The sequence below is a fragment of the Micromonospora sp. ATLC20 genome, assembly GCF_057196585.1.
The window spans coordinates 1-22,444 of the sequence record NZ_JBXUOV010000093.1; the positions used below are offsets into that span (position 1 = coordinate 1).

General features: G+C 73.3%; 21 protein-coding genes. 16 read left to right on the forward strand and 5 right to left on the reverse strand.

Going from position 1 to position 22,444, the window contains the following annotated elements; genetic code table 11:
- On the forward strand, nt 1–1,186 hold a 1,186-nt coding region (locus AC2CHG_RS19350), incomplete at its 5' end, for a leucyl aminopeptidase (protein ID WP_484525288.1).
- Nucleotides 1,187–1,260: 74 nt separating this feature from the next.
- Here AC2CHG_RS19350 and AC2CHG_RS19355 read toward each other — a convergent pair.
- Complete coding sequence (locus tag AC2CHG_RS19355) at nt 1,261–1,590, reverse strand: hypothetical protein (protein ID WP_013287729.1); 330 nt, start codon at nt 1,588–1,590, stop codon at nt 1,261–1,263.
- A 178-nt stretch (nt 1,591–1,768) separates the two neighbouring features.
- On the opposite strand from AC2CHG_RS19355, the gene lpdA reads away from it, so the two are divergent.
- On the forward strand, nt 1,769–3,160 hold the full coding sequence (lpdA, locus tag AC2CHG_RS19360; protein WP_269697387.1) for a dihydrolipoyl dehydrogenase: 1,392 nt from the start codon (nt 1,769–1,771) through the stop codon (nt 3,158–3,160).
- A 66-nt stretch (nt 3,161–3,226) separates the two neighbouring features.
- The gene (gene sucB, locus AC2CHG_RS19365; protein WP_484525289.1) at nt 3,227–5,074 is read left to right on the forward strand and encodes a 2-oxoglutarate dehydrogenase, E2 component, dihydrolipoamide succinyltransferase; all 1,848 of its coding nucleotides are present in this window, start codon (nt 3,227–3,229) and stop codon (nt 5,072–5,074) included.
- 63 nt (nt 5,075–5,137) lie between these two features.
- On the opposite strand, the gene AC2CHG_RS19370 is transcribed toward sucB, so the two are convergent.
- Nucleotides 5,138–6,082, reverse strand: a complete 945-nt coding sequence (locus AC2CHG_RS19370) for an SDR family NAD(P)-dependent oxidoreductase (RefSeq protein WP_463840245.1) — start codon at nt 6,080–6,082, stop codon at nt 5,138–5,140.
- Nucleotides 6,083–6,229: 147 nt separating this feature from the next.
- Here AC2CHG_RS19370 and AC2CHG_RS19375 point away from each other — a divergent pair, with 147 nt between their 5' ends.
- The 8 genes from AC2CHG_RS19375 (at nt 6,230) to AC2CHG_RS19410 (ending at nt 12,906) form a co-directional block, all read left to right on the forward strand.
- Nucleotides 6,230–6,796 (forward strand): TetR/AcrR family transcriptional regulator, encoded by a 567-nt coding sequence (locus AC2CHG_RS19375; protein WP_355514385.1) that lies wholly within the window; start codon nt 6,230–6,232, stop codon nt 6,794–6,796.
- Between the two features lie 44 nt (nt 6,797–6,840).
- Nucleotides 6,841–8,175, forward strand: coding sequence for a low temperature requirement protein A (locus AC2CHG_RS19380; RefSeq protein ID WP_484525290.1), 1,335 nt, complete (start codon nt 6,841–6,843; stop codon nt 8,173–8,175).
- A gap of 73 nt (nt 8,176–8,248) precedes the next feature.
- Complete coding sequence (locus AC2CHG_RS19385; protein WP_396882365.1) at nt 8,249–9,127, forward strand: oxidoreductase; 879 nt, start codon at nt 8,249–8,251, stop codon at nt 9,125–9,127.
- A gap of 69 nt (nt 9,128–9,196) precedes the next feature.
- Nucleotides 9,197–10,144: a TIGR03621 family F420-dependent LLM class oxidoreductase gene (locus AC2CHG_RS19390; protein ID WP_484525291.1), complete on the forward strand. Its 948-nt coding sequence runs from the start codon at nt 9,197–9,199 to the stop codon at nt 10,142–10,144.
- 11 nt (nt 10,145–10,155) lie between these two features.
- Complete coding sequence (locus AC2CHG_RS19395; RefSeq protein ID WP_463840247.1) at nt 10,156–11,166, forward strand: aldo/keto reductase; 1,011 nt, start codon at nt 10,156–10,158, stop codon at nt 11,164–11,166.
- 67 nt (nt 11,167–11,233) lie between these two features.
- On the forward strand, nt 11,234–11,503 hold the full coding sequence (locus AC2CHG_RS19400; protein ID WP_269704794.1) for a type II toxin-antitoxin system Phd/YefM family antitoxin: 270 nt from the start codon (nt 11,234–11,236) through the stop codon (nt 11,501–11,503).
- Nucleotides 11,493–11,915 (forward strand): type II toxin-antitoxin system VapC family toxin, encoded by a 423-nt coding sequence (locus AC2CHG_RS19405; RefSeq protein WP_355514372.1) that lies wholly within the window; start codon nt 11,493–11,495, stop codon nt 11,913–11,915. The genes AC2CHG_RS19400 and AC2CHG_RS19405 overlap by 11 nt, the downstream gene beginning before the upstream one ends.
- Before the next feature lie 91 nt (nt 11,916–12,006).
- Nucleotides 12,007–12,906: a TIGR01777 family oxidoreductase gene (locus AC2CHG_RS19410; RefSeq protein WP_484525292.1), complete on the forward strand. Its 900-nt coding sequence runs from the start codon at nt 12,007–12,009 to the stop codon at nt 12,904–12,906.
- Between the two features lie 28 nt (nt 12,907–12,934).
- Here AC2CHG_RS19410 and AC2CHG_RS19415 read toward each other — a convergent pair whose 3' ends face one another.
- Nucleotides 12,935–14,170, reverse strand: a complete 1,236-nt coding sequence (locus AC2CHG_RS19415; RefSeq protein WP_484525293.1) for an extracellular catalytic domain type 1 short-chain-length polyhydroxyalkanoate depolymerase — start codon at nt 14,168–14,170, stop codon at nt 12,935–12,937.
- 173 nt (nt 14,171–14,343) lie between these two features.
- Here AC2CHG_RS19415 and AC2CHG_RS19420 point away from each other — a divergent pair, with 173 nt between their 5' ends.
- The 3 genes from AC2CHG_RS19420 (at nt 14,344) to AC2CHG_RS19430 (ending at nt 17,282) form a co-directional block, all read left to right on the forward strand.
- The gene (locus AC2CHG_RS19420) at nt 14,344–16,155 is read left to right on the forward strand and encodes a DUF6311 domain-containing protein (protein ID WP_355514362.1); all 1,812 of its coding nucleotides are present in this window, start codon (nt 14,344–14,346) and stop codon (nt 16,153–16,155) included.
- 88 nt (nt 16,156–16,243) lie between these two features.
- Nucleotides 16,244–16,885, forward strand: coding sequence for a lipoyl(octanoyl) transferase LipB (gene lipB / locus AC2CHG_RS19425; RefSeq protein WP_030500098.1), 642 nt, complete (start codon nt 16,244–16,246; stop codon nt 16,883–16,885).
- Between the two features lie 4 nt (nt 16,886–16,889).
- Nucleotides 16,890–17,282 carry a VOC family protein gene (locus AC2CHG_RS19430; protein WP_194801122.1) on the forward strand — a complete coding sequence of 131 codons (393 nt, stop codon included), beginning with the start codon at nt 16,890–16,892 and terminating at the stop codon, nt 17,280–17,282.
- Between the two features lie 367 nt (nt 17,283–17,649).
- On the opposite strand, the gene aspS is transcribed toward AC2CHG_RS19430, so the two are convergent.
- A complete protein-coding gene (gene aspS / locus AC2CHG_RS19435) occupies nt 17,650–18,936 on the reverse strand; it encodes an aspartate--tRNA(Asn) ligase (protein WP_484525294.1) in 1,287 nt (428 codons plus the stop codon).
- 413 nt (nt 18,937–19,349) lie between these two features.
- Here aspS and lipA point away from each other — a divergent pair, with 413 nt between their 5' ends.
- Together lipA and AC2CHG_RS19445 are read left to right on the forward strand one after the other, a co-directional pair.
- Nucleotides 19,350–20,339: a lipoyl synthase gene (gene lipA, locus AC2CHG_RS19440; protein ID WP_357210447.1), complete on the forward strand. Its 990-nt coding sequence runs from the start codon at nt 19,350–19,352 to the stop codon at nt 20,337–20,339.
- A 60-nt stretch (nt 20,340–20,399) separates the two neighbouring features.
- Nucleotides 20,400–21,992, forward strand: a complete 1,593-nt coding sequence (locus AC2CHG_RS19445) for a DUF423 domain-containing protein (RefSeq protein ID WP_484525295.1) — start codon at nt 20,400–20,402, stop codon at nt 21,990–21,992.
- A gap of 18 nt (nt 21,993–22,010) precedes the next feature.
- On the opposite strand, the gene AC2CHG_RS19450 is transcribed toward AC2CHG_RS19445, so the two are convergent.
- Nucleotides 22,011–22,444, reverse strand: a 434-nt coding sequence (locus AC2CHG_RS19450) for a helix-turn-helix domain-containing protein (RefSeq protein ID WP_484525296.1), incomplete at its 5' end; no start/stop codon positions are given.

Below are 22,444 nucleotides of genomic sequence, written 5' to 3' on the forward strand. Positions count from 1 at the left end.
GGCCCTGCCGCTGCCCGACGACGCCGACGCCCCGGCCGCGCTGCGCGCGGTCGCCGAGGGCGCGCTGCTGGGCGGCTACCGGTTCGCCGGCTACAAGACCAAGCCGCAGCCGGCCCGGCGTGAGCCGGTGGCCGAGGTGCTGGTGGCGGTGCCGGACGCGGCCGACGCGACCGCCCAGGCCGAGATCGCGCGGGCGCAGGCCGTGGCCGGCGCGGTGCGGACCAGCCGGGACTGGGTCAACACCGCGCCGAACGAGCTGCGTCCCCCGGCGTTCGCCGACGTCGTCTCCGCCGCCGCCCGCGAGGCGGGGCTGGAGGTCGAGGTGCTGGACGAGGCGGCGCTGAAGGCCGGCGGCTACGGCGGCATCCTCGCCGTCGGCCAGGGCTCCGAGGCCCCGCCGCGGCTGGTGAAGCTCACCTACACGCCCGAGGGCGGCGGCAACGGCAAGCGGGTCGCGCTTGTCGGCAAGGGCATCACGTTCGACACCGGCGGCATCTCGATCAAGCCGGCGCAGGGCATGTGGGAGATGAAGTCGGACATGGCCGGCGCGGCGGCGGTCGGCGCGGCCATGCTGGCGGTCGCGGCGCTCAAGCCGTCGGTCACCGTCACCGGCTACCTGCCGATGGCGGAGAACATGCCGTCGGGCACCAGCTACCGGCCGGGCGACGTGATCAGCATGTTCAACGGCAAGAAGGTGGAGGTGCTCAACACCGACGCCGAGGGCCGGATGGTGCTGGCCGACGCGATGGCGCGGGCCTGCGCGGACGGCGCGGACTACCTGTTCGAGACCTCCACGCTGACCGGCGGCCAGGTGATCGCGCTGGGCAAGCGGATCGCTGGTGTGATGGGCACCCCGGAGCTGTGCGAGCGGGTGCGGGTGGCAGGTGACGCGACCGGCGAGCCGGCCTGGCCGATGCCGCTGCCGGACGACGTGCGCAAGGGCATGGAGTCGGACGTCGCGGACATCTCGCAGGTCAACGCCGGGATGGACCGGGCCGGGCACATGCTGCAGGGCGGCGTGTTCCTGCGTGAGTTCGTCACCGACGACGTGGCGTGGGCGCACATCGACATCGCCGGTCCGGGCTACCACTCGGGCGAGGCGACCGGCTACTGGACCAAGGGCGGCACCGGCGTGCCGGTGCGTACGCTCGTGCACCTGGTCGAGGACGTCGCCACCAACGGCTGACGTGCAAGGAAGGGCCCCTTCTTAACGCCTGGCGTTGCAGAAGGGGCCCTTTTTAACACCCGCGCGCAGACAGCTCAGAACAGCTCGGGGCGGCGCTTGCGGCGCTCGTTGTAGTCGCGCATGCGCTGCGGATAGCCCATCAGCCGCACGTCGTAGATCGGGATGGCGATCCGGTGCGCCCAGCGGCGGGCCTCGTCCGGCCCGCCGACACGCCGCCGGGTCCACTCGCCGTCGTCGGCGATCAGCATGATCGTGGTCTCGGTGACAGTCGTACGGGGCTCGATGTACGCCTCGACGCCCTTGCGGGTCCGGACGAAGTTCTCCAGATGGTCCAGATCGGCGCGGTCGGCGGCGCGGTCGCGGCTCGCCGGGGCCGCCCGCTTGCGTCGTCGGAACAGCCCCACCGAATCCACTCCTCCCCCAAGCCGTCATCGAAGACGGTGCCAAGGGTACGTGTCACCGACGTGTCGTTGGGCACCTCGGTACGCGCTCGGTCCGTGGTGGTGACAAGATGACCGAGGTGGGGTGTGCCTGTTACTCCGCCGTAACCCCCGATGCAGTGACGCGACCTGGGAGTTGGATGTGAGCGAGCCGAACGACACGACCTTCGACATCGTCATCCTCGGAGGTGGTAGCGGCGGCTACGCGGCGGCGCTGCGTGCCGCCCAGCTGGACCTCTCCGTCGCCCTCATCGAGAAGAGCAAGCTGGGCGGGACCTGCCTGCACAACGGGTGCATCCCGACCAAGGCGCTGCTGCACGCCGCCGAGATCGCCGACCAGACCCGCGAGTCCGAGCAGTTCGGTGTGAAGGCCGAGCTGGTCGGCATCGACATGAAGGCCGTCAACTCGTACAAGGACGGCGTGATCTCCCGCCTGTACAAGGGTCTCCAGGGCCTGGTGGGCAGCAGCAAGAAGATCACCTTCGTGGCCGGCGCGGGCAAGCTGGTCGGCAAGAACGTCGTCGAGGTGGACGGCAAGCGCTACACCGGCCGCAACGTCGTGCTGGCCTCCGGCTCGTACGCGAAGAGCCTGCCCGGCCTGGACGTCGACGGTGAGCGGATCATCACCAGCGACCACGCCCTGACCCTGGACCGCGTCCCGTCGTCGGCGATCGTCCTCGGCGGCGGCGTGATCGGCGTCGAGTTCGCCAGCGTCTGGAAGTCCTTCGGCGTGGACGTGACCATCGTCGAGGCGCTGCCTCGCCTGGTCGCCGCCGAGGACGAGGAGTCGTCGAAGGCGCTGGAGCGGGCGTTCCGCAAGCGGAAGATCAACTTCAAGGTCGGCAAGCCGTTCGAGAAGGTCGAGAAGACCGACAAGGGCGTGAAGCTGACCATTCAGGGCGGCGACACGGTCGAGGCCGAGCTGCTGCTGGTCGCCGTGGGCCGCGGCCCGAACACCGCCGGCCTCGGCTACGAGGAGCAGGGCGTCAAGATGGACCGCGGCTACGTGCTGACCGACGAGCGGCTGCGCACCAGCGTGCCGAACGTCTACGCGGTCGGCGACATCGTGCCCGGCCTGCAGCTCGCGCACCGTGGCTTCCAGCAGGGCATCTTCGTCGCCGAGGAGATCGCCGGGAAGAACCCGGCCGTGATCGACGAGGCCGGCATCCCGCGCGTCACCTACTGCGACCCGGAGCTGGCGTCGGTCGGCCTGACCGAGGCGAAGGCCAAGGAGCAGTACGGCGCCGACAAGATCAAGACCTACAACTACAACCTGGGCGGCAACGGCAAGAGCCAGATCCTCAAGACCGCCGGCCACGTGAAGCTGGTCCGGGTGGACGACGGCCCGGTGGTCGGCGTGCACATGGTCGGCGCCCGGGTCGGTGAGCTGATCGGCGAGGCGCAGCTCATCTACAACTGGGAGGCGTACCCGGCCGAGGTGGCGCAGCTCGTGCACGCCCACCCGACGCAGAACGAGGCTCTGGGCGAGGCGCACCTGGCCCTGGCCGGCAAGCCGCTGCACGCGCACGCCTGACACGACAACCGCGGCGTCCGGCGACGGGCGATGATCCCACCAGGGGAATGAAGGAGTCTGGAGAACATGCCGGTATCGGTCACCATGCCCCGGCTCGGCGAGAGCGTCACCGAGGGCACCGTCACGCGCTGGCTCAAGCAGGAGGGTGACACCGTCGAGGTCGACGAGCCCCTGCTCGAGGTGTCGACCGACAAGGTCGACACCGAGATCCCGTCCCCCGCGGCGGGCGTGCTGAGCCGGATCGTGGTCGGCGAGGACGAGACCGCCGAGGTCGGCAGCGAGCTGGCGGTCATCGCCGGCGAGGGCGAGGACGCGGGCGCGGCTCCCACGGAGAAGGCCGAGCCGGCCACCGAGCCGACGGCCGCCGCCGAGGGCACCGGCCCCGAGCCGGAGCAGGAGGCCGAGCAGGCCGCCGCCGCGCCGGGCGCCGAGGCCGAGCAGCCGGCCGTCGGGGAGCCGGCCGAGCCCGCCGCGCCGTCGGGCGAGGGCACGCCGGTGACCATGCCGGCCCTGGGTGAGAGCGTCACCGAGGGTACTGTCACCCGCTGGCTCAAGCAGGTCGGCGAGACCGTCGAGGTGGACGAGCCGCTGCTGGAGGTCTCCACCGACAAGGTCGACACCGAGATCCCGTCGCCGGTCGCCGGCACGCTGCAGGAGATCAAGGTCGCCGAGGACGAGACCGCCGACGTCGGCGCCGTGCTGGCGATCGTCGGGGTGGCCGGCGCCGCCCCCGCGAAGGCGGAGCCGAAGCCCGAGCCCAAGCCGGAGCCGAAGGCCGAGGCGAAGCCCGAGCCCAAGCCCGAGCCGAAGCCGGAGCCCGAGGTCGAGGAGCCCACGCCGGGCGCGTCCTACAACGAGCCGGCCGCCGAGGCGGAGCAGGCCGCGCAGCCGGCCAAGGCCGAGCAGGCGGCCCAGCCGGCCGCGCCGGCCGCCGCGCAGCGCCCGAGCGTTCCGGCCGAGTACGGCGAGGACGCCGCCGGGTACGTGACGCCGCTGGTGCGCAAGCTCGCCGCCGAGCACGGCGTGGACCTGGGTTCGATCAAGGGCACCGGCGTGGGTGGCCGCATCCGTAAGCAGGACGTGCTGGAGGCGGCCGAGAAGGCGAAGGCCGCCAAGCCCGCGCCGGCCGCCGCCGCTGCCCCGTCCGCACCGGCCCCGGCCAAGCCGGCCGCCAAGCCGGAGCCGAGCGCCAAGCGGGGCACCACGGAGAAGCTGCCGCGGATCCGCTCGATCATCGCCAAGCGTCTCCAGCAGTCGCTGCACGAGACGGCGCAGCTGACCACCGTCGTCGAGGTCGACGTCACCAAGGTCGCCAAGCTGCGGGCCCGGGCCAAGGACTCGTTCCAGGCCAAGCACGGCGTGAAGCTGTCCTTCCTGCCGTTCTTCGCGGTGGCCGCGATCGAGGCGCTCCAGACGTACCCGATCATCCAGGCCAGCATGGACCTGGACGGCGGGACGATCACCTACCCGGGCGCCGAGCACCTGGGCATCGCGGTGGACACCGAGCGCGGGCTGCTCACGCCGGTCATCCACAACGCCGGTGACCTGAACATGGGTGGCCTGGCCAAGCGGATCGCCGACCTGGCCGAGCGCACCCGGGCCAACAAGATCACCCCGGACGAGATGGCCGGGGCGACGTTCACGCTCACCAACACCGGCAGCCGGGGCGCGCTGTTCGACACCCCGATCGTGCCGTCGCCGCAGTCGGCGATGCTCGGCACGGGTGCCGTGGTGAAGCGTCCGGTCGTGGTGAACGACGCGGAGCTGGGCGAGGTCGTGGCGATCCGCTCGATGGTCTACCTGGCTCTGTCGTACGACCACCGGCTGATCGACGGCGCCGACGCGGCCCGCTTCCTCACCGCGGTGAAGGAGCGGCTGGAGGGCGGCAACTTCGAGGCCGAGCTGGGTCTGTAGATCCCGTACGGCGAGGGGGCGCGCGGCGACATGCCGCGCGCCCCCTTCCTCGTTTCCGCGGGTTCAGCCGCGCAGGTGCGCCTCGGAGACGGTCCAGAGCTGCTCGGCGGCCTCCGGGTCCCGGGCGTACCCGGCCCAGCCGGTGCGAGTGCCCGGCTGGTTCGGCCCGGCCTCCTGGCAGTCCTCGAAGTACCGGCCGCCGACGCCGTCGAGCAGCGGCGAGGCGGCGACCAGCACCGAGGTCGCCGCGCCCTGCTCGGGGGTCTTGAAGGTGGCCGCGCCGCCGCCGCTCTGGGCGCGCATCCGGGCCAGCTCCTCCTCGGTGATGTAGCGCTGCAGGTTGGTCCGGATCGCGCCGGGCATCAGCGCGTTGGTGTAGATGCCGTCGTCCGCCCAGCGGCGGGTCGCCTCCACCGCGAAGAGCACGTTCGCGGTCTTGGACTGCCCGTACGCCAGCCACGGGTCGTACGGCCGCTGCCGGAAGTGGATGTCGGAGAACACCACCGGTGAGCGCAGGTGCGCCGCCGAGCTGACCGAGACGATCCGCGCGCCGTCGGCCGCGGCGAGCGCCGGGCGCAGCCCGGCGGCGAGCGCGAAGTGCCCGAGGTGGTTTGTGGCGAACTGCATCTCCCAGCCCTGCTCGGTGCGCATCTCGGGCGAGGCCATGATCCCGGCGTTGTTCACGAGCATGTGCAGCGGCCCGTCCCAGGTGCGGACGAACGAGGCCACCGAGGCGAGGTCGGCGAGGTCGAGCGGCGCGACCAGGATCCGGTCGTTGCCGGTGGTGCCGGTGATGTCGTCGGCGGCGCGCTGCCCGGCGTCGGTGTTGCGGACGGCGAGTGTGAGGTCCGCTCCGGCGGCGGCGAGCGCCCGGGCGGTCTCCACGCCGATCCCGGAGGCGCCGCCGGTGACGACGGCCCGCCGGCCGGTGAGGTCCAGGTCGCGGACCACCTCCAGGGCTGTGGTCTCGGCGGAGAACGGGGTGGTGACGGGTGTCGAGCTGGTCATGGTCCATCCTTGTCGACGGCGACGCGGACCGATGTCCGCCCGCTACGATGAGAAGCGGAGGATCCTCCGTTACTTCGCCAGCATAACCGGAGGGCACTCCGGTTACCATCGTGCCGGGCCGGGGACCCGGTCGAGGGAGGAGAGCCCGTGCCCGACCGACAGCTGCGCGCGGACGCGCTGCGCAACCGGCAGCGGCTGCTCGACGCCGCGGTCCAGGCGTTTTCCCAGGACGGCCCGGAGGTAACGCTGGACCGGGTCGCCAAGGAGGCCGGCGTCGGCATCGGCACGCTCTACCGCCACTTCCCGAGCCGGGAGGCGCTGATCGAGGCCGCGTACCGCAACGAGCTGGAGAAGCTCTGCGACGCCGCCCCGGCGCTGATCGCGGCCCAGCCCGCCGATGCGGCGCTGCGCGCGTGGATGGACCGGTTCGTCGACTACCTCGCCACCAAGCGGGGCATGGCCGACGCGCTGCGGCTGGTGATCGCCTCCGGCGCCAACCCGTACGCGCAGAGCCGCGACCGGCTGCTCGCCGCACTCGGCGAACTGCTCGCGGCCGGCGCGGCGGCCGGTGTCCTGCGCGCCGACGTGGCCGCCGCCGACGTGCTCGCCAGCCTCAGCGGGGTCTCCCTGGTGGCGGGCGAGCCGGACCAGCGCGCCCAGGCCGGACGCCTGCTCGACCTGCTGATGGACGGCCTGCGCCACCGGCCGGGCTGACCGAATCGGCCACCCGGCCCGACCTGCGCTGACAGACTCGGCCGGTGGGCTCGTACGGGTGGCGGGGACGCCTGGGGCCGGCGGTGCCGGTGGCCCCGGGCGCCCGGGTCGACCGGTTCGAGATCTTCTTCGACCTGGTCTTCGTCTTCTCGTTCTTCATCATCACCCGGGCCACCGCCCTCCAGGTGACCGGCGGGGCGCTGCTGCACGCGCTGCTGGTCCTCGCCGTGCTGTGGTGGTCGTGGGTGGTGCACAGTGTGGTCGCCACCCGGGTACGCCTCGGCGAGGGCTTCGTCCCGGTGCTCATGACAGTCGGCATGGCCGCGCTGTTCACGTTCGCGCTGTCCCTGCCGCAGGCGTTCCGGGACCCCACCGGCAACGCGGCCGGGCCGATGGTCGCGGCGCTCAGCTACACCGTCCTGCGGTTGATCCACCTGCTGCTGTACCGGCACGCGGTCCGGGACAGCCCGAACGAGCGTCGGCAACTCGTCCGGTTCGCCCCGGAACTGATCGGCAGCACCGCGCTGCTGCTGGTCGCCGCGCTGCTGCCGCCGAGGATCGACGACCTGTTCTCCGCGGCGGTGCTCCGCGACGTGCTGTGGGGCGGGGTCGTCCTGCTCCAGTACGGCAGCGGGCTGCTCGCCGGCACGTGGGGCTGGGGCGTCGCGTCCGCCGAACACTGGACCGAGCGGTACGACCTCATCCTGATCATCGCGCTGGGCGAGTCCGTGATCTCGGTCGGCGTCGGCAGCAACCTGCTCGGCCAGCCGCCCACCTGGCCCGCAGTGACCGCGGCCGTGCTCGGCATCTTCTTCACCGCCGCGCTCTGGTGGGCGCACTACGACATGATCGGGCCGGCCGCCCGGATCGCGTTGCACGTCGCGCAGGACGGCCCCCGGGTGGCGATGGCCCGGGACGCGTACGCCTACCTGTTCCTGCCGATGATCGCGGGCATCATCCTGTTCGCGCTCGGCGCCGAGACGATAGTGCACGGCATCGCCGACCCGAACGTGCCGCCCAGCGAGCCGGGGCACGGGCCGAGCGTGCCGCTGCTGTTCGGCGGCGTGATCTGCTATCTCTGCGGCAACATGCTGTTCCAACTGCGTACCCTGCGCACGCTGAGCTGGACGCGGGTCGCGACGGCGTTGCTGCTCGGCCTGACCATCCCGCTCGCGGAACGGGTGCCGGGGCTCGCCGCGCTGGGCATGCTCACCGCGATCACCGTGGGTATGGTGGCCGTCGAAGTGATCGTCTTTGACGAGGGCCGGCGGGCCCTGCGAAAGCTGATCTTCGAGGAACGCGCCAGCCACGAGGCACACGAGGCGGCCTGGCGGGCCCGCTGGCTCGAGAAGCCCGAGGACCGCGACGAAGGCGAGTGAACCGGCTGCCCGTCGCCCCCGTGGTACCTGTCGGCCCCGCCGTGGGGCCGCAGACGAGGGATACGGGGACCACATGACCATCGACACCGTCCACGCCGGCGCCGCCGGCACCTGGCAGCTCGGCGACCTGACCGTCAACCGGATGGGCCTGGGCGCGATGCGGCTGACCGCGAACGCCGACGGCAGCCCGAGCGACAGGGACCGGGCCGTCGCCGTACTGCGCCGCGCCGTCGAGCTGGGCGTCAACCACATCGACACGGCCGCGTTCTACTTCTCGCCGCTGCGCTCGGCCAACGAGCTGATCAACCGGGCGCTGTGGCCGTACCCGGAGGATCTGGTCGTCGTGACCAAGGTCGGGCCGGGCAAGGACCCGTCCGGGCAGTGGCTGCCGGCGGCCCGCCCCGACCAGTTGCGCGGGCAGGTGGAGGAGAACCTGCGTCAGCTCGGCCGCGACCACCTGGACGTGGTGAACCTGCGGGTGCACGGGCCGGAGCCGCTGTCCGAGCACTTCGGCGCGCTCGCCGAGCTGCGCGACGCCGGGCTGATCCGGCACCTCGGCGTCTCCGCCGTACGCCCGCACCAGGTCGCCGAGGCGCGCGCCATCGCCCCGGTGGTGTGCGTGCAGAACTCGTACGGCCTGGGCTACCGCCGTCAGCACGACGAGCTGATCCGCGACTGCGCCGCGCACGGCACCGCGTTCGTGCCGTTCTTCTCCCTCGTCACCAGCGGGCGGGAGGCCGGCGCGACCGGCGAGGAGCACCCGGAGGTGCTCGCGGTGGCCCGGGAGCACGGCGTGACGGCAGCCCAGGTCCGGCTGGCGTGGACGCTGGCCCGCGGCCCGAACGTGCTGGCCATCCCCGGCACCGGCGACCCCGCGCACCTGGAGCAGAACATCGCCGCCGCCGCGCTGCGCCTGTCCCCCGCCGACCTGGCCCGCCTCGACGCGGTGTGACGTTCGGCCGTCGGCAGAATCGGCGCGTGCGGGGTGGCCCACCGCCGCGTGCGCGCCGATGCTGAGGCGATGGCGACCTTCTCCGTACAGGCCCATCCCACCGACGCGGCGAGCTGGACCGAGCTGGCCCGCACCGTCGAGGCGGCCGGTTTCGACGCGCTGTTCGCCGCCGACCATCCGGGCGACTGCGCGTCGCCGTTCGTCGCGCTGGCCGCCGCGGCGGCGGTGACCAGCACGCTGGGCCTCGGCTCGTACGTCTCCAACGCCGGCGTCCGCGAGCCGATCCTGCTCGCCGCCGACATCGCCACGCTGGACGTGGTCTCCGGCGGGCGGGCCCGGCTCGGGCTCGGCGCCGGCCACACCCCGGCCGAGTGGCGGGCCGTCGGGCGCGAGCGCCCGGACGTCGCCGCCCGGGTCCGCCGGTGCGTCGCGGTGACCGAGGCGGTACGGGCACTGCTGGCCGGCGACGAGGTCACCGTGGACACCGGGGAGCTGACCGCGCACGCCGCCCGCCTCACGGCACCCCGCCCGGTCCAGGACCGGATCCCGCTGACCGTGGGCACGTCCAACTCGACGCTGCTGCGCTGGGCCGGGAGGCACGCCGACGTGGTCGGCCTGACCGGCTTCGGCCGTACCCTGCCCGACGGCCACCAGCACACCGTCCGCTGGCGGTCCGACCAGATCGAGGCGCAGCTCGCGCACGTGGCAGCCGGAGCGGCCGGCCGGGACACACCGCCGGCCCTGGAGGCGCTGGTCCAGCACGTCGCCGTCACCGACGACGCCGAGGCGGCCGCCGCCGGGACGGCCGCCGAGACCGGGCTCACCCCGGCGGAGGTGCTGGCCACCCCGTTCGTACTGGCCGGCACGCCCGACGAGATCGTCTCGGCGGTCGCCGGGCACCGGCGCCGCTGGGGCGTCACCCGCTTCGTGGTACGCGCCGGAGCCGTCGACGCGCTCGCCCCGCTCCTGCCCCGGCTGGCGGGAAAAGGGCTGGACTTCGAGCACACTCGAAAGTGAACACTTGGCGCATGACGACGACACGACGGCTGGGCCGCAGCGGCATCGAGGTCAGCGCGATCGGCATGGGTTGCTGGGCGATCGGCGGCCCGCTCTGGGACGGCACCCAACCGCTCGGCTGGGGCGAGGTGGACGACGACGAGTCGGTGCGTACCGTCCACCGGGCTCTCGACCTGGGCGCGACGCTGTTCGACACCTCCAGCAACTACGGCGCGGGGCACAGCGAGCGGGTACTCGGGCGCGCGCTGGCGGGCCGCCGGGACCGGGCGGTCATCGCGACCAAGTTCGGCTACCCCACCGACGAGGAGACCCGCCAGGCGCTCGGCGAGGACGCCGGCCCCGAGTACGCGCGGCGCAGCCTGGAGGGTTCGCTGCGCCGGCTCGGCACCGACCACGTCGACCTCTACCAGCTCCACCTGGGCGGTCTGCCGGTGCCGCGGGCGCTGGACCTCGTCGGCACGCTGGAGGACCTGGTCGCGGAGGGGAAGATCCGGGCGTACGGCTGGAGCACCGACGACCCCGCCTCGGCACGCGCCTTCGCCGAGGCCGGACCGCACTGCGCGGCGATCCAGCACGACCAGTCGGTGCTGCGGGACAACGCGGCCATGCTCGCGGTGTGCGCGGAGTTCGACCTGGCCAGCCTCAACCGGGGGCCGCTGGCGATGGGCCTGCTCACCGCGAAGTACCAGGACGCGCCGATCGCCCGGGGCGACGACGACGTACGCGGTGTGGCACCGGAGTGGCTGGACTGGTTCACCGGCGGCGTACCGCGCGCCGAGTGGTCCGAGCGGGTGGCCCGGGTCCGTGAGGCGCTGACCGCCGACGGCCGCACGCTCGCCCAGGGCGCGCTGGGCTGGCTGCTCGCCCGCAGCCCGCAGACGCTGCCGATCCCCGGCTGCCGGACCGTCGCGCAGGCCGAGGAGAACCTGGGAGCGCTGGCGTACGGGCCGCTGCCGGAGGCGGCTTTCGCCGAGGTGGAACGCCTGCTCGCCGACCTGCGCACCGCCCCGGCCGACGCCTGACCGGCTCGGCTGCACCGACGCCGACAACCTGTAGCACTTCGTAGCACACAGGCGGTAGGCTGTCGGTGTGGCCGAGCACGCTCATCGCGAGATCACCCAACGCGAGCTGCGCAACGACTCCGGCGCCATCATGCGCGGGGTCGAGCGCGGAGAGTCCTTCACCATCACCCGCAACGGCACGCCGATCGGACGCTTGATCCCGATCCGGCGGCGCACGTTCGTACCGCGAGCCGAGGTGCTCGCCGCCTTCGCCAGCGCACCACGGCTGGACGAGGCACGCTTCCGGGCCGACCTCGACGCCGCGATCGACCAGGATCTGCCCGGCCGTGAATGGTGACCTCCCCGTTCGCGGTCTGATCGACACCAACATCGTCATCCATCTGGGCGGACTCGACGGGGCGGAACTGCCCGACGAGATGGTCATCAGCGCGGTCACGCTTGCCGAACTCTCGGCCGGTCCACATCACACCGACGATCCGCGCGAGCGCGCCCGCCGGATGAGCGTCCTGCAGCACGTCGAGGCCACCTTCGAGCCGCTTCCGTTCGACGCCGAGGCGGCGCGGGCCTTCGGCCTGGTCTCAGCGGCGGTGCTCGCCGCCGGACGAGGCACACGCCGCCGGGTGGCGGACCTGATGATCGCCTCCGTCGCACATGCCAACGCGCTTCCTCTCTACACCACGAACCCCGCCTACTTCCTCGGGCTCGACGGTCTGATCACCGTGCATCCGGTCAACCGGCCGACCGGCTGAAGCCCGCGGGCGGCGCGCAACCGGTGGGCGTGACGAGTGAGTGATTTCGCTCAACGCATCCGAATCGCGCCGCGTACTCGAAGATGTGAGCATGCGGATCCTCATGGCCGGCGCGTCCGGTTTCCTCGGCACCCGACTGGTCGACTGCCTCACCGCGGACGGCCACCAGGTCACTCGCCTGGTCCGCCGCCCGCCACGCACCCCCGCCGAACGGCAGTGGAACCCGTCCGCCGCGCAGCTGGACCCGCAGTGCGTCGCCGACGCGGACGCGGTGGTGAACCTGGCCGGCGCCGGGGTGGGCGACAAGCGCTGGAACGACGATTACCGGAAGCTGATCCGGACCAGCCGGGTGGACAGCACCACCACGCTCGCCATCACGATCGCCGGCCTGCCCGCCGCCGACCGGCCCGCGGTGCTGCTGAACTCCTCCGCCGTCGGCTGGTACGGCAACACCGGCGACCGGACGGTCACCGAGGAGGCGCCTGCGGGTGAGGGATTCCTCGCCGACGTCTGCCGGGTCTGGGAGGCCGCGACCCGCCCGGCCGAGGACGCGGGCGTACGGGTGGTGCGCCTGCGGACCGGACTGCCGCTGCACCGCGACGGCGGCCTGCTCAAGCCGCAGCTGCTGCCGTTCCGGCTCGGCGTCGGCGGCAAGCTGGGCAACGGGCGGCAGTGGCTGCCGTGGATCTCGATGCGGGACTGGCTCGACGCCGCGAAGTTCCTGCTGGCCCGCGACGGCATCGCCGGCGCGGTGAACGTGGTCGGCCCGGCGCCGGTCACCAACGCCGAGTTCACCAAGGAGCTGGCCCGGCAGCTGCACCGCCCGGCGATCATGCCGATCCCGGCGGTGGCGTTGAAGGTGGCGCTCGGCGGTTTCGCGCAGGAGGCGCTGACCAGCGCGCGGGTGCTGCCCGCCGTGCTCGACAAGGCCGGGTTTTCGTGGGCGCACCCGGACCTGGCGGGCGCGTTGCGCGCCGCCCTCACCGAGTGAGCGGGCGAGGGCGGCGCGACAGGGGCGATCAGCAGCCGATCACCCAGTACGCGGGTCCGGTCTGCTTCAGCGTGCTCGTGTAGAAGGTGTTGTAGAGGCCCATCCGCTGCCCGCTGCCGAGCGCGTAGGCGTACCCGCCGGACTGGTAGGCCCGCCCGGCCACCACGTGCGCGTAGTTGCTGGCGGTGACGCAGACCGGTGCGCCGGTCGGCGCGGGCGACGCGGTCGGCGACGCGGTCGGCGTGGGTGACGCGGTCGCCGTCGGGGCCGGGCTCGGCGAGGCGCCGCCACCGCCGAGCCCGAAGAAGACCGCGTCCCGGTACGTCGAACAGATGGTGTCCAGGAAGTACGCCCCGGCGGTGCCGCACTGGTCCGCGCCCGCACCCGGGTCGACGGGGGTGCCGTGGCCCATCCCGGAGACCCGGTAGAGGCGGACCTGGTCGCTGCCGTAGACCTCCAGGCCGGTGCCGGCCGGCAGCGTGGACGTGCTGGTCGGGGTGGTCGACACACCCAGCACGTTCGTCCACTGGTCCCGCGACTCGGCGGCGTTCGCGGTCGCCACCGTGGTGTCACCGGTGCCGTGCCAGATCGCCACCCGCGGGCGCCTCCCGGTGTATCCGGGGTACGCGCCGCGGACCAGGTCGCCCCACTGCGCCGGGGTCTTGTCCACGCCCGGGTTCATGCAGCTGAACGCGGTGACGGTGCTGGTGGCGCAGCGGTACGGGATGCCGGCGATGATCGAGCCGCCGGCGAAGACGTCCGGGTAGGCGGCGAGCATGGCCGCGCTCATCGCGCCGCCTGCGGACAGGCCGCTGACGTACACCCGGGCGCCGTCGGTGCCGTAGGTGGTCTTTGCATAGTCGACCATCTGCTTGATCGACAGCGCCTCGCCCTGGCCGCGCGCGGTGTCACCGGTCTCGAACCAGTTGAAGCAGGAGTTGGCGTTGTTGGCGCTGGGCTGCTGCGGCGCGATGAGCGTGAACTTCCACTGGTCGGCGTACTTCTGCCAGCCGGAGTTGGCGACGTACGTCGAGGCGTTCTGCACGCAGCCGTGCAGCAGCACCACGGCGGGCGCGCCGGCGGGCAGGCCGTCCGGGCGGTACGCGTACATGGCCAGGTTGCCGGGGTTGGAGCCGAATCCGGTGACCTGGGTCAGCGAGGCGGCCTGGGCGGGAAGGGCGGCTACCAGCGCGGTGGCCGCGGCCAGCACGACCCCGGCCGCCGCCCCGGCGACGCGGGCGATGAGGGATGAGGAGCGGGGCACGGGGACCTCCCGATCGTGGAATGTGAACTGAGTCACCTCCGAGTTGCCGAGACGTTACGGCCGCGTTTCGTCACACCGGAATGGCCGCCGCTCACACATTCACGGTCACCGAAGTGTGCGGCGAGTTCCGTGTCCGGGCGGTCTGCCCAGGTCCGGTTGGTAACGTCCGCTGCGTGCCCTCCTCCCCGTCCCCGGCCGCCGGCCCGGCGCCGACGCGCGTCCGCGACCGGCGCGCCGACCTGCTGGTCACGCTCGCCGCGCTGGCCCTGGCCCTCTGGGTGACGAGTGGCATGTGGCGGGATCCGAACAGCCGCGCGATCACCGTCAACTCCAGCGACCAGGCGCTGTTCGAGTGGCTGCTGGCGTTCGGCGGGCACGCGCTGACGCACGGGCAGAACCCGCTGTACACCACCTTGATCAATGTCCCGGACGGGGTGAACCTCGCGGTGAACACCTCGATCACCGTGTACGCGGCGGTATTCGCGCCGCTGACGTACCTGATCGGGCCGCCCGCGACGTTCCTGGTGATCCTCACGCTCAACCTGGCCGCGACGGCGGTGGCCTGGTACTGGCTGCTCAGCCGGCACCTGGTCCGCAGCCGGCTGGCCGCCGGGGTGGGCGCGCTGTTCATCGCCTTCTGCCCGGCGATGGTGTCGCACGCCAACGCGCACCTGAACTGGACCGCGGGCTGGCTGGTGCCGCTGCTGATCTGGGGCGTGTTCCGGCTGCGCCGGCCGGGCCGGGCGGTCACCGGCGGGATCGTGCTCGGGCTGCTGGTGGCCGTCGCGTTCTCGATCGCCGCCGAGGGTCTGTTCTTCACCGCGCTGGCGCTCGGCGTGTTCCTCGCGGTGTGGGCGCTGCACCCGGCCCGGCGGTCCGAGGTACGCGCCGCGCTGCCCCGGATGGCGGCCGGGCTGGGCGTGACAGCGCTCGTCGCGGGGGCGCTGCTGGCGTACCCGCTCTGGCTGCACTTCCTCGGACCGCAACGGTTCCACGGCACCGGGTTCGACCCGCTGATCCACTCCGAGGACATCGCCGCGTACGGGTCGTACCCGCGCCGGTCGCTGGCCGGCTGGGCCGGATGGGGCACCTCGCTGGCGCCCAACCCGACGGAGGAGAACTCGTTCTTCGGCGTACCGCTGCTCCTGCTCGCCGTCGCCTGCTTCGCGCTGCTGTGGCGGCGCGCGGACCGGGCGTTCCGGGCCACGCTGGCCGCCCTCGGCGTGACCGCAGTGGTCTTCGCGGTGCTGTCGTGGGGGCCGACGGTGAAGTGGAACGGCCGCCGCTTCGACCAGACGCTGCCGTTCGGGGTGCTGGACAACCTGCCGGTGATCAACGCGGCGTTGCCGTCCCGGCTGGCGCTCGTGGTCGCGCCGGTCATCGGCCTGCTGCTGGCGTACGCGATCGACTCGCTGCGCGCCCGGCCGCCCCGGCGCCGGGTGAGCGGGCTCGCCTGGGCGCTGGGCTTCGTCGCCGCGCTGCTGCCGCTGGTACCCACCCCGCTGCTGACAAGCGTCCGCGAACCGATCCCGGCGTTCATCACCAGCGGCGCCTGGCAGCGCTACGTCCCGCCCGACGGGGTGCTGACCCCGCTGCCGCTGACCGTTGACGTCTACCCGGACGGGCAGCGCTGGCAGGCGTACGCGCTGGCGAACCGGCAGGGTGAGTTCCGGATCCCGTCCGGGTTCTTCCTCGGGCCGGGCGGGCCGGAGGGCCGGGGCCGGATCGGCCCGGTGCCGCGCACCTTCGACTCGCTGATGGATCAGGCGGGCCGGACCGGGCTGGTGCCGATCATCACCGACGGCAGCATCCGCGAGTCGCGTGCCGACCTGCGCTACTGGGGCGTCCAGGCGGTGGTGCTTCCCGACCGGGTGCACGGCGCGAAGTTCGACGTCGACGAGGAGGCGCTGCGGCGCACCGCCACCGCGCTGCTCGGCCCGCCCGAGCGGGTGGAGGACGTCTGGCTGTGGCGGGTGCCGGCCTGACCACTGCCTCGGCACCGACCGCAGCCTCGGCTCGATGGCGACGAGGCTCACGGGTCCGGTTCCCGGGGGTCGGGACTAGGCTGGACGGGTGAGCGTGACGACTTCCGGGCTGACCGCCGTCCGCGCCGGCCTGCTCGACTACCAGGCCGCCTGGGACGAGCAGCGCCGGCTGCACGAGGCGGTGGTGGCCGGCGAGCAGGGCGACACGGTGCTGCTGCTGGAGCACCCCAGCGTCTACACCGCCGGCAAGCGCACCGAGCCGTGGGACCGCCCGATGGACGGCACCCCGGTGGTGGACGTGGACCGCGGCGGAAAGATCACCTGGCACGGTCCGGGGCAGCTCGTCGGCTACCCGATCGTCCGGCTGCCCGACCCGGTCGACGTGGTCGCGTACGTCCGGCGCACCGAGCAGCTCCTGATCGACGTCTGCGCCGAGTTCGGGCTGGCCGCCGGCCGGGTCGAGGGACGCAGCGGCGTGTGGGTGCCGGAGGACGACCGGGGCCCGGCCCGCAAGGTCGCCGCCATCGGCATCCGGGTGGCGCGCGGTGTCACGCTGCACGGCTTCTCCATCAACTGCGACTGCGACCTGGGCTTCTTCGACCGGATCGTGCCCTGCGGCATCCGCGACGCCGGTGTCACCTCGCTGACCGCCGAGCTGGGCCGGCCGATCACCGTCGCCGACGTGCTGCCGGTGGTCGAGCGGCACCTGCCGACGCTGACGCAGGTCTGAGCCCGTGCGGCTCGACCTGGTCACGCTCGTCGTGGCCGAGTACGACCCGGCGATCACCTTCTTCACCGAGGTGCTCGGATTCGAGCTGGCCGAGGACAAGCCCTCGCTGACGAACGACGGCCGGCCCAAGCGCTGGGTGGTCGTACGCCCGCCGGGCGGCGGAACCGGCCTGCTGCTGGCCCGCGCCGACGGCGAGCACCAGGCCGGTGCGGTGGGCGACCAGACCCACGGCCGGGTGGGCTTCTTCCTCCAGGTCGACGACTTCGAGGCGGTGTACCGCCGGATGGCCGACGCGGGCGTCGAGTTCGTCCGGCCGCCCCGCACCGAGCCGTACGGCCGGGTCGCGGTCTTCCGCGACATCGCCGGCAACCCCTGGGACCTGCTCGGCCCCGCCTGACCGTCCCCTCCCCCGAGCCCGCGCGCCGGCAGGACCGGCGCCCCGCAGTCACCGTGAGTGACAGATGCCGTGCCCCTGGGTTGTGCCCTCTCGCCGACTTTGCTCTGCAGCCGGATACGCGACGGTCACTCCTTGTCGGCCAGTGCGTCGGTGGCTGCAGAGCAAAGGGCGCACACGCCCATCCCTCCCTCTCGGCGGGCGTTCGCCATAATCCCTGCTCACCGCGATCTGGAGGCGACAAGGGCACCCGAGCGACCTCTGACGCATCCTCACGGACCGTGACCGCAGTCGGAGACGGCTTCCCCTCACTCTCAGTGGCCACGCCGGGGCCGGTTTCCCCAGCCCCGGCTCGACCGAGAGCCGCCGGTCAGGGCGTGAGGCGGTGCAGGTCGCGCGGGAAGGCGGTCACCTCGCGGACGTTCGCCGCGCCCGTGAGCCGGGCGACGAACCGCTCCAGCCCGATCGCGAAACCGCCGTGCGGCGGCATGCCGTGCCGGAACGCGTCCACGTACCCGGCGTACGGCTCCACCGGCTCGCCGCGCGCCGCCAGGGCGGCCAGGTAGTCGGCGTGCCGGTGCAGCCGCTGCCCGCCGGTGACCAGCTCCACGCCCCGGAACAGCAGGTCGAAACCGTTGGAGTACGCGGGCCGGGCCGGGTCCGGATGGGTGTAGAACGGGCGCTTCGCCATCGGGTAGCCGGTGACGAAGAGGAAGTCGCTGCCGTGCTCGCGGAGCGCCCACTCCCCCAGCGCCCGCTCGTGCGCCGGGGCCAGGTCGGGTTCGGAAGGCGGCGCCCCGGCGATCGTCAGCGCGTCGGTGAAGTGCACCGCCGGGATCTCGGCCGGCACCTCCGGCACCGTCACACCGAGCGTCGTCAGCGCGCCACCGGCCCGCTCTCCGACGGTCGCCACCATCCCGGCCAGGGTCTCCCGCAGCACCGCCATCACGTCCCGGTGGTCGGCCACGAAGCCCAACTCCACGTCGAGTGACGTGTACTGGGCCAGGTGGCGCACCGTGTCGTGCGGCTCGGCGCGGAACACCGGCCCCACCTCGTACACCCGCTCGAAGACGCCGACCATGAGCTGCTTGTAGAACTGCGGCGACTGGGCCAGGTAGGCGGGCCGCCCGAACCAGTCCAGCGCGAACACGTTCGCCCCGCTCTCGGTGGACGAGGCGACAACCTTCGGCGTGTGCACCTCGACGAAGCCCCGCCCGTCGAGCGTGGCCCGGAAGCCGGACACGGCCGCCGCCGAGATCCGCAGCGCGGCGGAGCGGACCGGGTGCCGCAGCGCGACCGGCGCGTGGTCGAGCTGGGTGGGCAGGGTGGCGGTGAGCACCGGCCGGTACAGGTCGAACGGGGGCGGGACGGCGGGCGGCCCGAGCGGCCGTACCGTCGGCTCGACGACCTCGACCCCGGCGGGCGCGGTGGGGTTCGCGACCACCGCGCCGACCACCTCGACGACCGTCTCCTCGGTGAGCGCCTCGACCTGCTCGCGCACAGCGGGCGCGGCGACCACCACCTGGGCGAGCCCGGCGGCGTCCCGCAGGATCAGGAAGGCCACCGACTTGAGCAGCCGGCGGCGGTGGACCCAACCGGCGAGCCGCACGGTGGCGCCCACATGGGCGGGGAGTTCTGTGGACAGGATGCGTTGCACGACGACTACCTCCTTGACCAATCGCAACGCGATCCCCAGGGAGGTGTGGGCGAGCGGGAAACCTCGCGGTGCCACCACACCTTCGCCCCCGCCTGGGCGGGAGCCTCGTTCGTCGCCTTTTCACCGGGGCCGGCCGGGCGGGCTCTACTGGGCGCGACGCGCCGTTCTTCCCGCAGCTCGGGAGGGTCTTCGCGGACCGGCGCCAGACCGCCTCGCAGCAACCGGCGGCTCTCTCGACTGGCGGATCGGTCCGTTACTCGGCTCCGTCACAGCTCTGCCCGGCACGCTAGCACCGCACGCGCCACGCTGTGACCGGGTTTTTTCGCCCCTGGTGTCCGGTGTCACAGCCATTCCGGCGTGACGGCCGTCGCCCTCGTTCATCGACCGGCACCGACCGGCGTACGCTCGGTTTTGTGACGATCGAGCAATCCGCGCCGACGACTGAGCAGCCAGCGCGCACCGCGACTGTCGCCCCGGAGGGGCGGCGGATGCTGCGGATCGAGGCGCGCAACGCCGAGACGCCGATCGAGCGCAAGCCGCCGTGGATCAAGGTCAAGGCCAAGATGGGCCCGGAGTACACCCAGTTGCGCGGGCTCGTCTCGCGCGAAGGGCTGCACACCGTGTGCCAGGAGGCCGGCTGCCCCAACATCTACGAGTGCTGGGAGGACCGGGAGGCCACCTTCCTCATCGGTGGTGACCAGTGCACCCGGCGCTGCGACTTCTGCCAGATCGACACCGGCAAGCCGGCCGAGTTCGACGCCGACGAGCCGCGGCGCGTCGCCGAGTCGGTCGCCACGATGGGCCTGCGCTACGCGACCATCACCGGCGTCGCCCGCGACGACCTGCCCGACGGCGGGGCCTGGCTGTACGCCGAGACGGTCCGGCAGATCCACGCGCTGCAGTCCGGCTGCGGTGTCGAACTGCTGATCCCCGACTTCAACGCGGTGCCCGAGCAGCTCGCCGAGGTCTTCGGCTCGCGGCCCGAGGTGCTGGCCCACAACGTGGAGACCGTGCCGCGCATCTTCAAGCGGATCCGCCCGGCGTTCCGCTACGAGCGTTCGCTGGACGTGATCCGCCAGGCGCGGGCCGACGGCCTGGTCACCAAGAGCAACCTGATCCTCGGCATGGGCGAGGAGCGTGCCGAGGTGTCCCAGGCGCTGCGTGACCTCCACGAGGCGGGCTGCGAGCTGATCACCATCACGCAGTACCTGCGCCCCTCCCCCCGGCACCACCCGGTGACCCGCTGGGTCAAGCCGGAGGAGTTCGTCGAGCTGCGCGAGGAGGCCGAGGAGATCGGCTTCGCGGGCGTGATGAGCGGTCCCCTGGTCCGCTCGTCGTACCGCGCGGGCCGCCTCTACCAGCAGGCGCTCGACGCCCGCCGGGAGGTCACCGTCGCCGGCTGAGGCCGGCCGACCACCGCGTCACCCGCCGCCGGCCGCCCGCCGGATGCCATGATCACAGGCATGACCGCCGGGGTACGCGAGGAGCCACGCGAAGCCGTGCGCCCTCGTACGCCCCGGCGGCTGCCGTTGCCGACGCTGCTCGCCCTGCTCGTCGGGTCCGCCGGCGTGGGCTACCGGCTGGCGCTGCTGTTCGCCGACGTACCGCCCACCAACAGCGACGAGGCGACGATGGGGCTGGCCGCCCTGCACATCGCCCGCGGTGACGGCTTCCCGGTGTGGTTCTACGGCCAGGCGTACATGGGCACGCTGGAGGCGTACCTGGCCGCGCCGCTGGTTGCGCTGGCCGGACCGTCGGTGCTCGTGCTGCGGCTGCCCACGCTGGCGCTGTACGCGTTGTTCCTGCTGCTGTCCTGGCGGCTGACCCGGCGTCTCGGCGGTGACCGCTGGTACGCCCTGCTGGTGGTCGCCGTGCTGGCGCTCGGCGCGGACCGGGTGGTGAAGAACCAGCTCATCGCCGGTGGCGGCTATCCGGAGCTGAACCCGGCAGGTGCCGCGCTTGCGCTGCTGACGGTCGGGCTCTGCGTGACCGGGGCGGGCGCGCGGCTGCCCCGCTGGGCGGCCTGGGGGCTGATCTCCGGGGTGCTGCTCTGGGTGGACCCGCTGATCCTGCCGTACGTGCTGACGCTCGGCGCGCTGCTGGTGGCCCGCCGGTGGCGGGAGCTGGCCGGCCGGGCCGGGGTGGTGCTGACCGGTGCGCTGCTGCTGGGCGCGGCGCCGATGCTCGTGGACAGCATCCGGCACGGCCGCAACCCGGTGGCCGCGGTACTGGCGGCCGGTGGCACGGGCTCACCTGCCGACTGGGCGGACCGGCTGCACGGCGCGCTGGTCCTCGGGCCGCCGCTGGCGATGGGCTTCTGCTCCCCCGGCCGGTGCGCCACCTGGCAGCTCTGGTGGGCCGTCGCGTTCCCGGTGCTGCTGGTGCTCGCCGCGCTCACCGCGTGGCTCACCCTGCGCCGTACCTCCGGCGGTCCGGGTTCGGCGGAGCGGGTGTCGGCCGGGGTGCGGCTGGCGCTGCTCGGCGGCGCGGCGGGTGTGCTCGGCGCGTACGCGGTGAGCAACGCGGCCGGGCAGACGCCGATCGAGAGCAGCCGTTACCTGTCGTGCCTGGCGGTCGCCGTACCGGCCCTGCTCTGGCCACTGTGGCAGGCCGCCCGCCGGCCGGCGGTCCGGGTGGCGGGAGTCGCGGCGGTGGCGGTGCTGGCGGGTGTGCTCGGCACCGGCGTGGCGGCCACAGTGGACGTGATCCGGGCGGCGCCGGCCGTACACGCCGAGGCCGACCGGCACCGGTCGCTCGTGGACACGCTCGGCGCGCTCGACGTGCGGAACGTCCGCGGCGGCTACTGGACGTGCAACCGGCTCACCTACGCCACGGGCGAGAACGTGGTCTGCGCCGTGGTCGACGACGACCTGACCCCCGGTTTCGACAGGCTGCCCGCGTACCGGCGGGAGGTGGCCGCCGACCCGGACGCGGCGTGGGTGGCGCAGGCCGGCTCGCCGCTGGCCGCGCGGCTGGACGAACGCGTCGGCGCCGAATCGGGCGCGCTCGACGTGGTCGCGGTGGCCGGCTGGCGGATCTACCTGCCCCGCCGCTGACGCAGGCTGTCCGGCGCGCTACCGGACGCGGCGCTGGGCCGGGGCGGGTGACGGCCGGTCGAGCAGACCGAGGCGGTGCGCCAGCGCGGCGGCCTCCACCCGGTTGGTCACGTCGAGCTTGGCGATGATCCGGGACACGTGCACGCTCGCCGTCTTCGGCGAGATGAACAGGCGCTCGGCGATCCGGCTGTTGCTGTGCCCCTCGGCGACCAGCCGCAGCACCTCCTGTTCCCGGCTGGTCAGCAGGTCCGGCCCGGGTCGCCCGGTGCCGCGCAGCCCGACCCGGCGGGCAAGCGTCGCCGCCTGCTCGCCCAGCGGGGTGGCACCCAGCCGGGCGGCCAGCTCGGCCGTCTCCCGCACCGCGCCGGCCACCTCGTCCCGCTCGCCCGCCGACGCGGCCGCCTCGGCCAGCCCGAGCAGCGCCCGGCCCAGCGGGTACGGCTGCCCGGCCG

What these genes read in the sequence shown, in the direction of transcription:
- sucB (WP_484525289.1), top strand. Translation starts at nt 3,227, where the DNA reads ATGCCGGTATCGGTCACCATGCCCCGGCTCGGCGAGAGCGTCACCGAG.
- AC2CHG_RS19370 (WP_463840245.1), bottom strand. Translation starts at nt 6,082, where the DNA reads ATGACCAGCTCGACACCCGTCACCACCCCGTTCTCCGCCGAGACCACA.
- AC2CHG_RS19385 (WP_396882365.1), top strand. Translation starts at nt 8,249, where the DNA reads ATGACCATCGACACCGTCCACGCCGGCGCCGCCGGCACCTGGCAGCTC.
- AC2CHG_RS19390 (WP_484525291.1), top strand. Translation starts at nt 9,197, where the DNA reads ATGGCGACCTTCTCCGTACAGGCCCATCCCACCGACGCGGCGAGCTGG.
- AC2CHG_RS19395 (WP_463840247.1), top strand. Translation starts at nt 10,156, where the DNA reads ATGACGACGACACGACGGCTGGGCCGCAGCGGCATCGAGGTCAGCGCG.
- AC2CHG_RS19410 (WP_484525292.1), top strand. Translation starts at nt 12,007, where the DNA reads ATGCGGATCCTCATGGCCGGCGCGTCCGGTTTCCTCGGCACCCGACTG.
- AC2CHG_RS19445 (WP_484525295.1), top strand. Translation starts at nt 20,400, where the DNA reads ATGACCGCCGGGGTACGCGAGGAGCCACGCGAAGCCGTGCGCCCTCGT.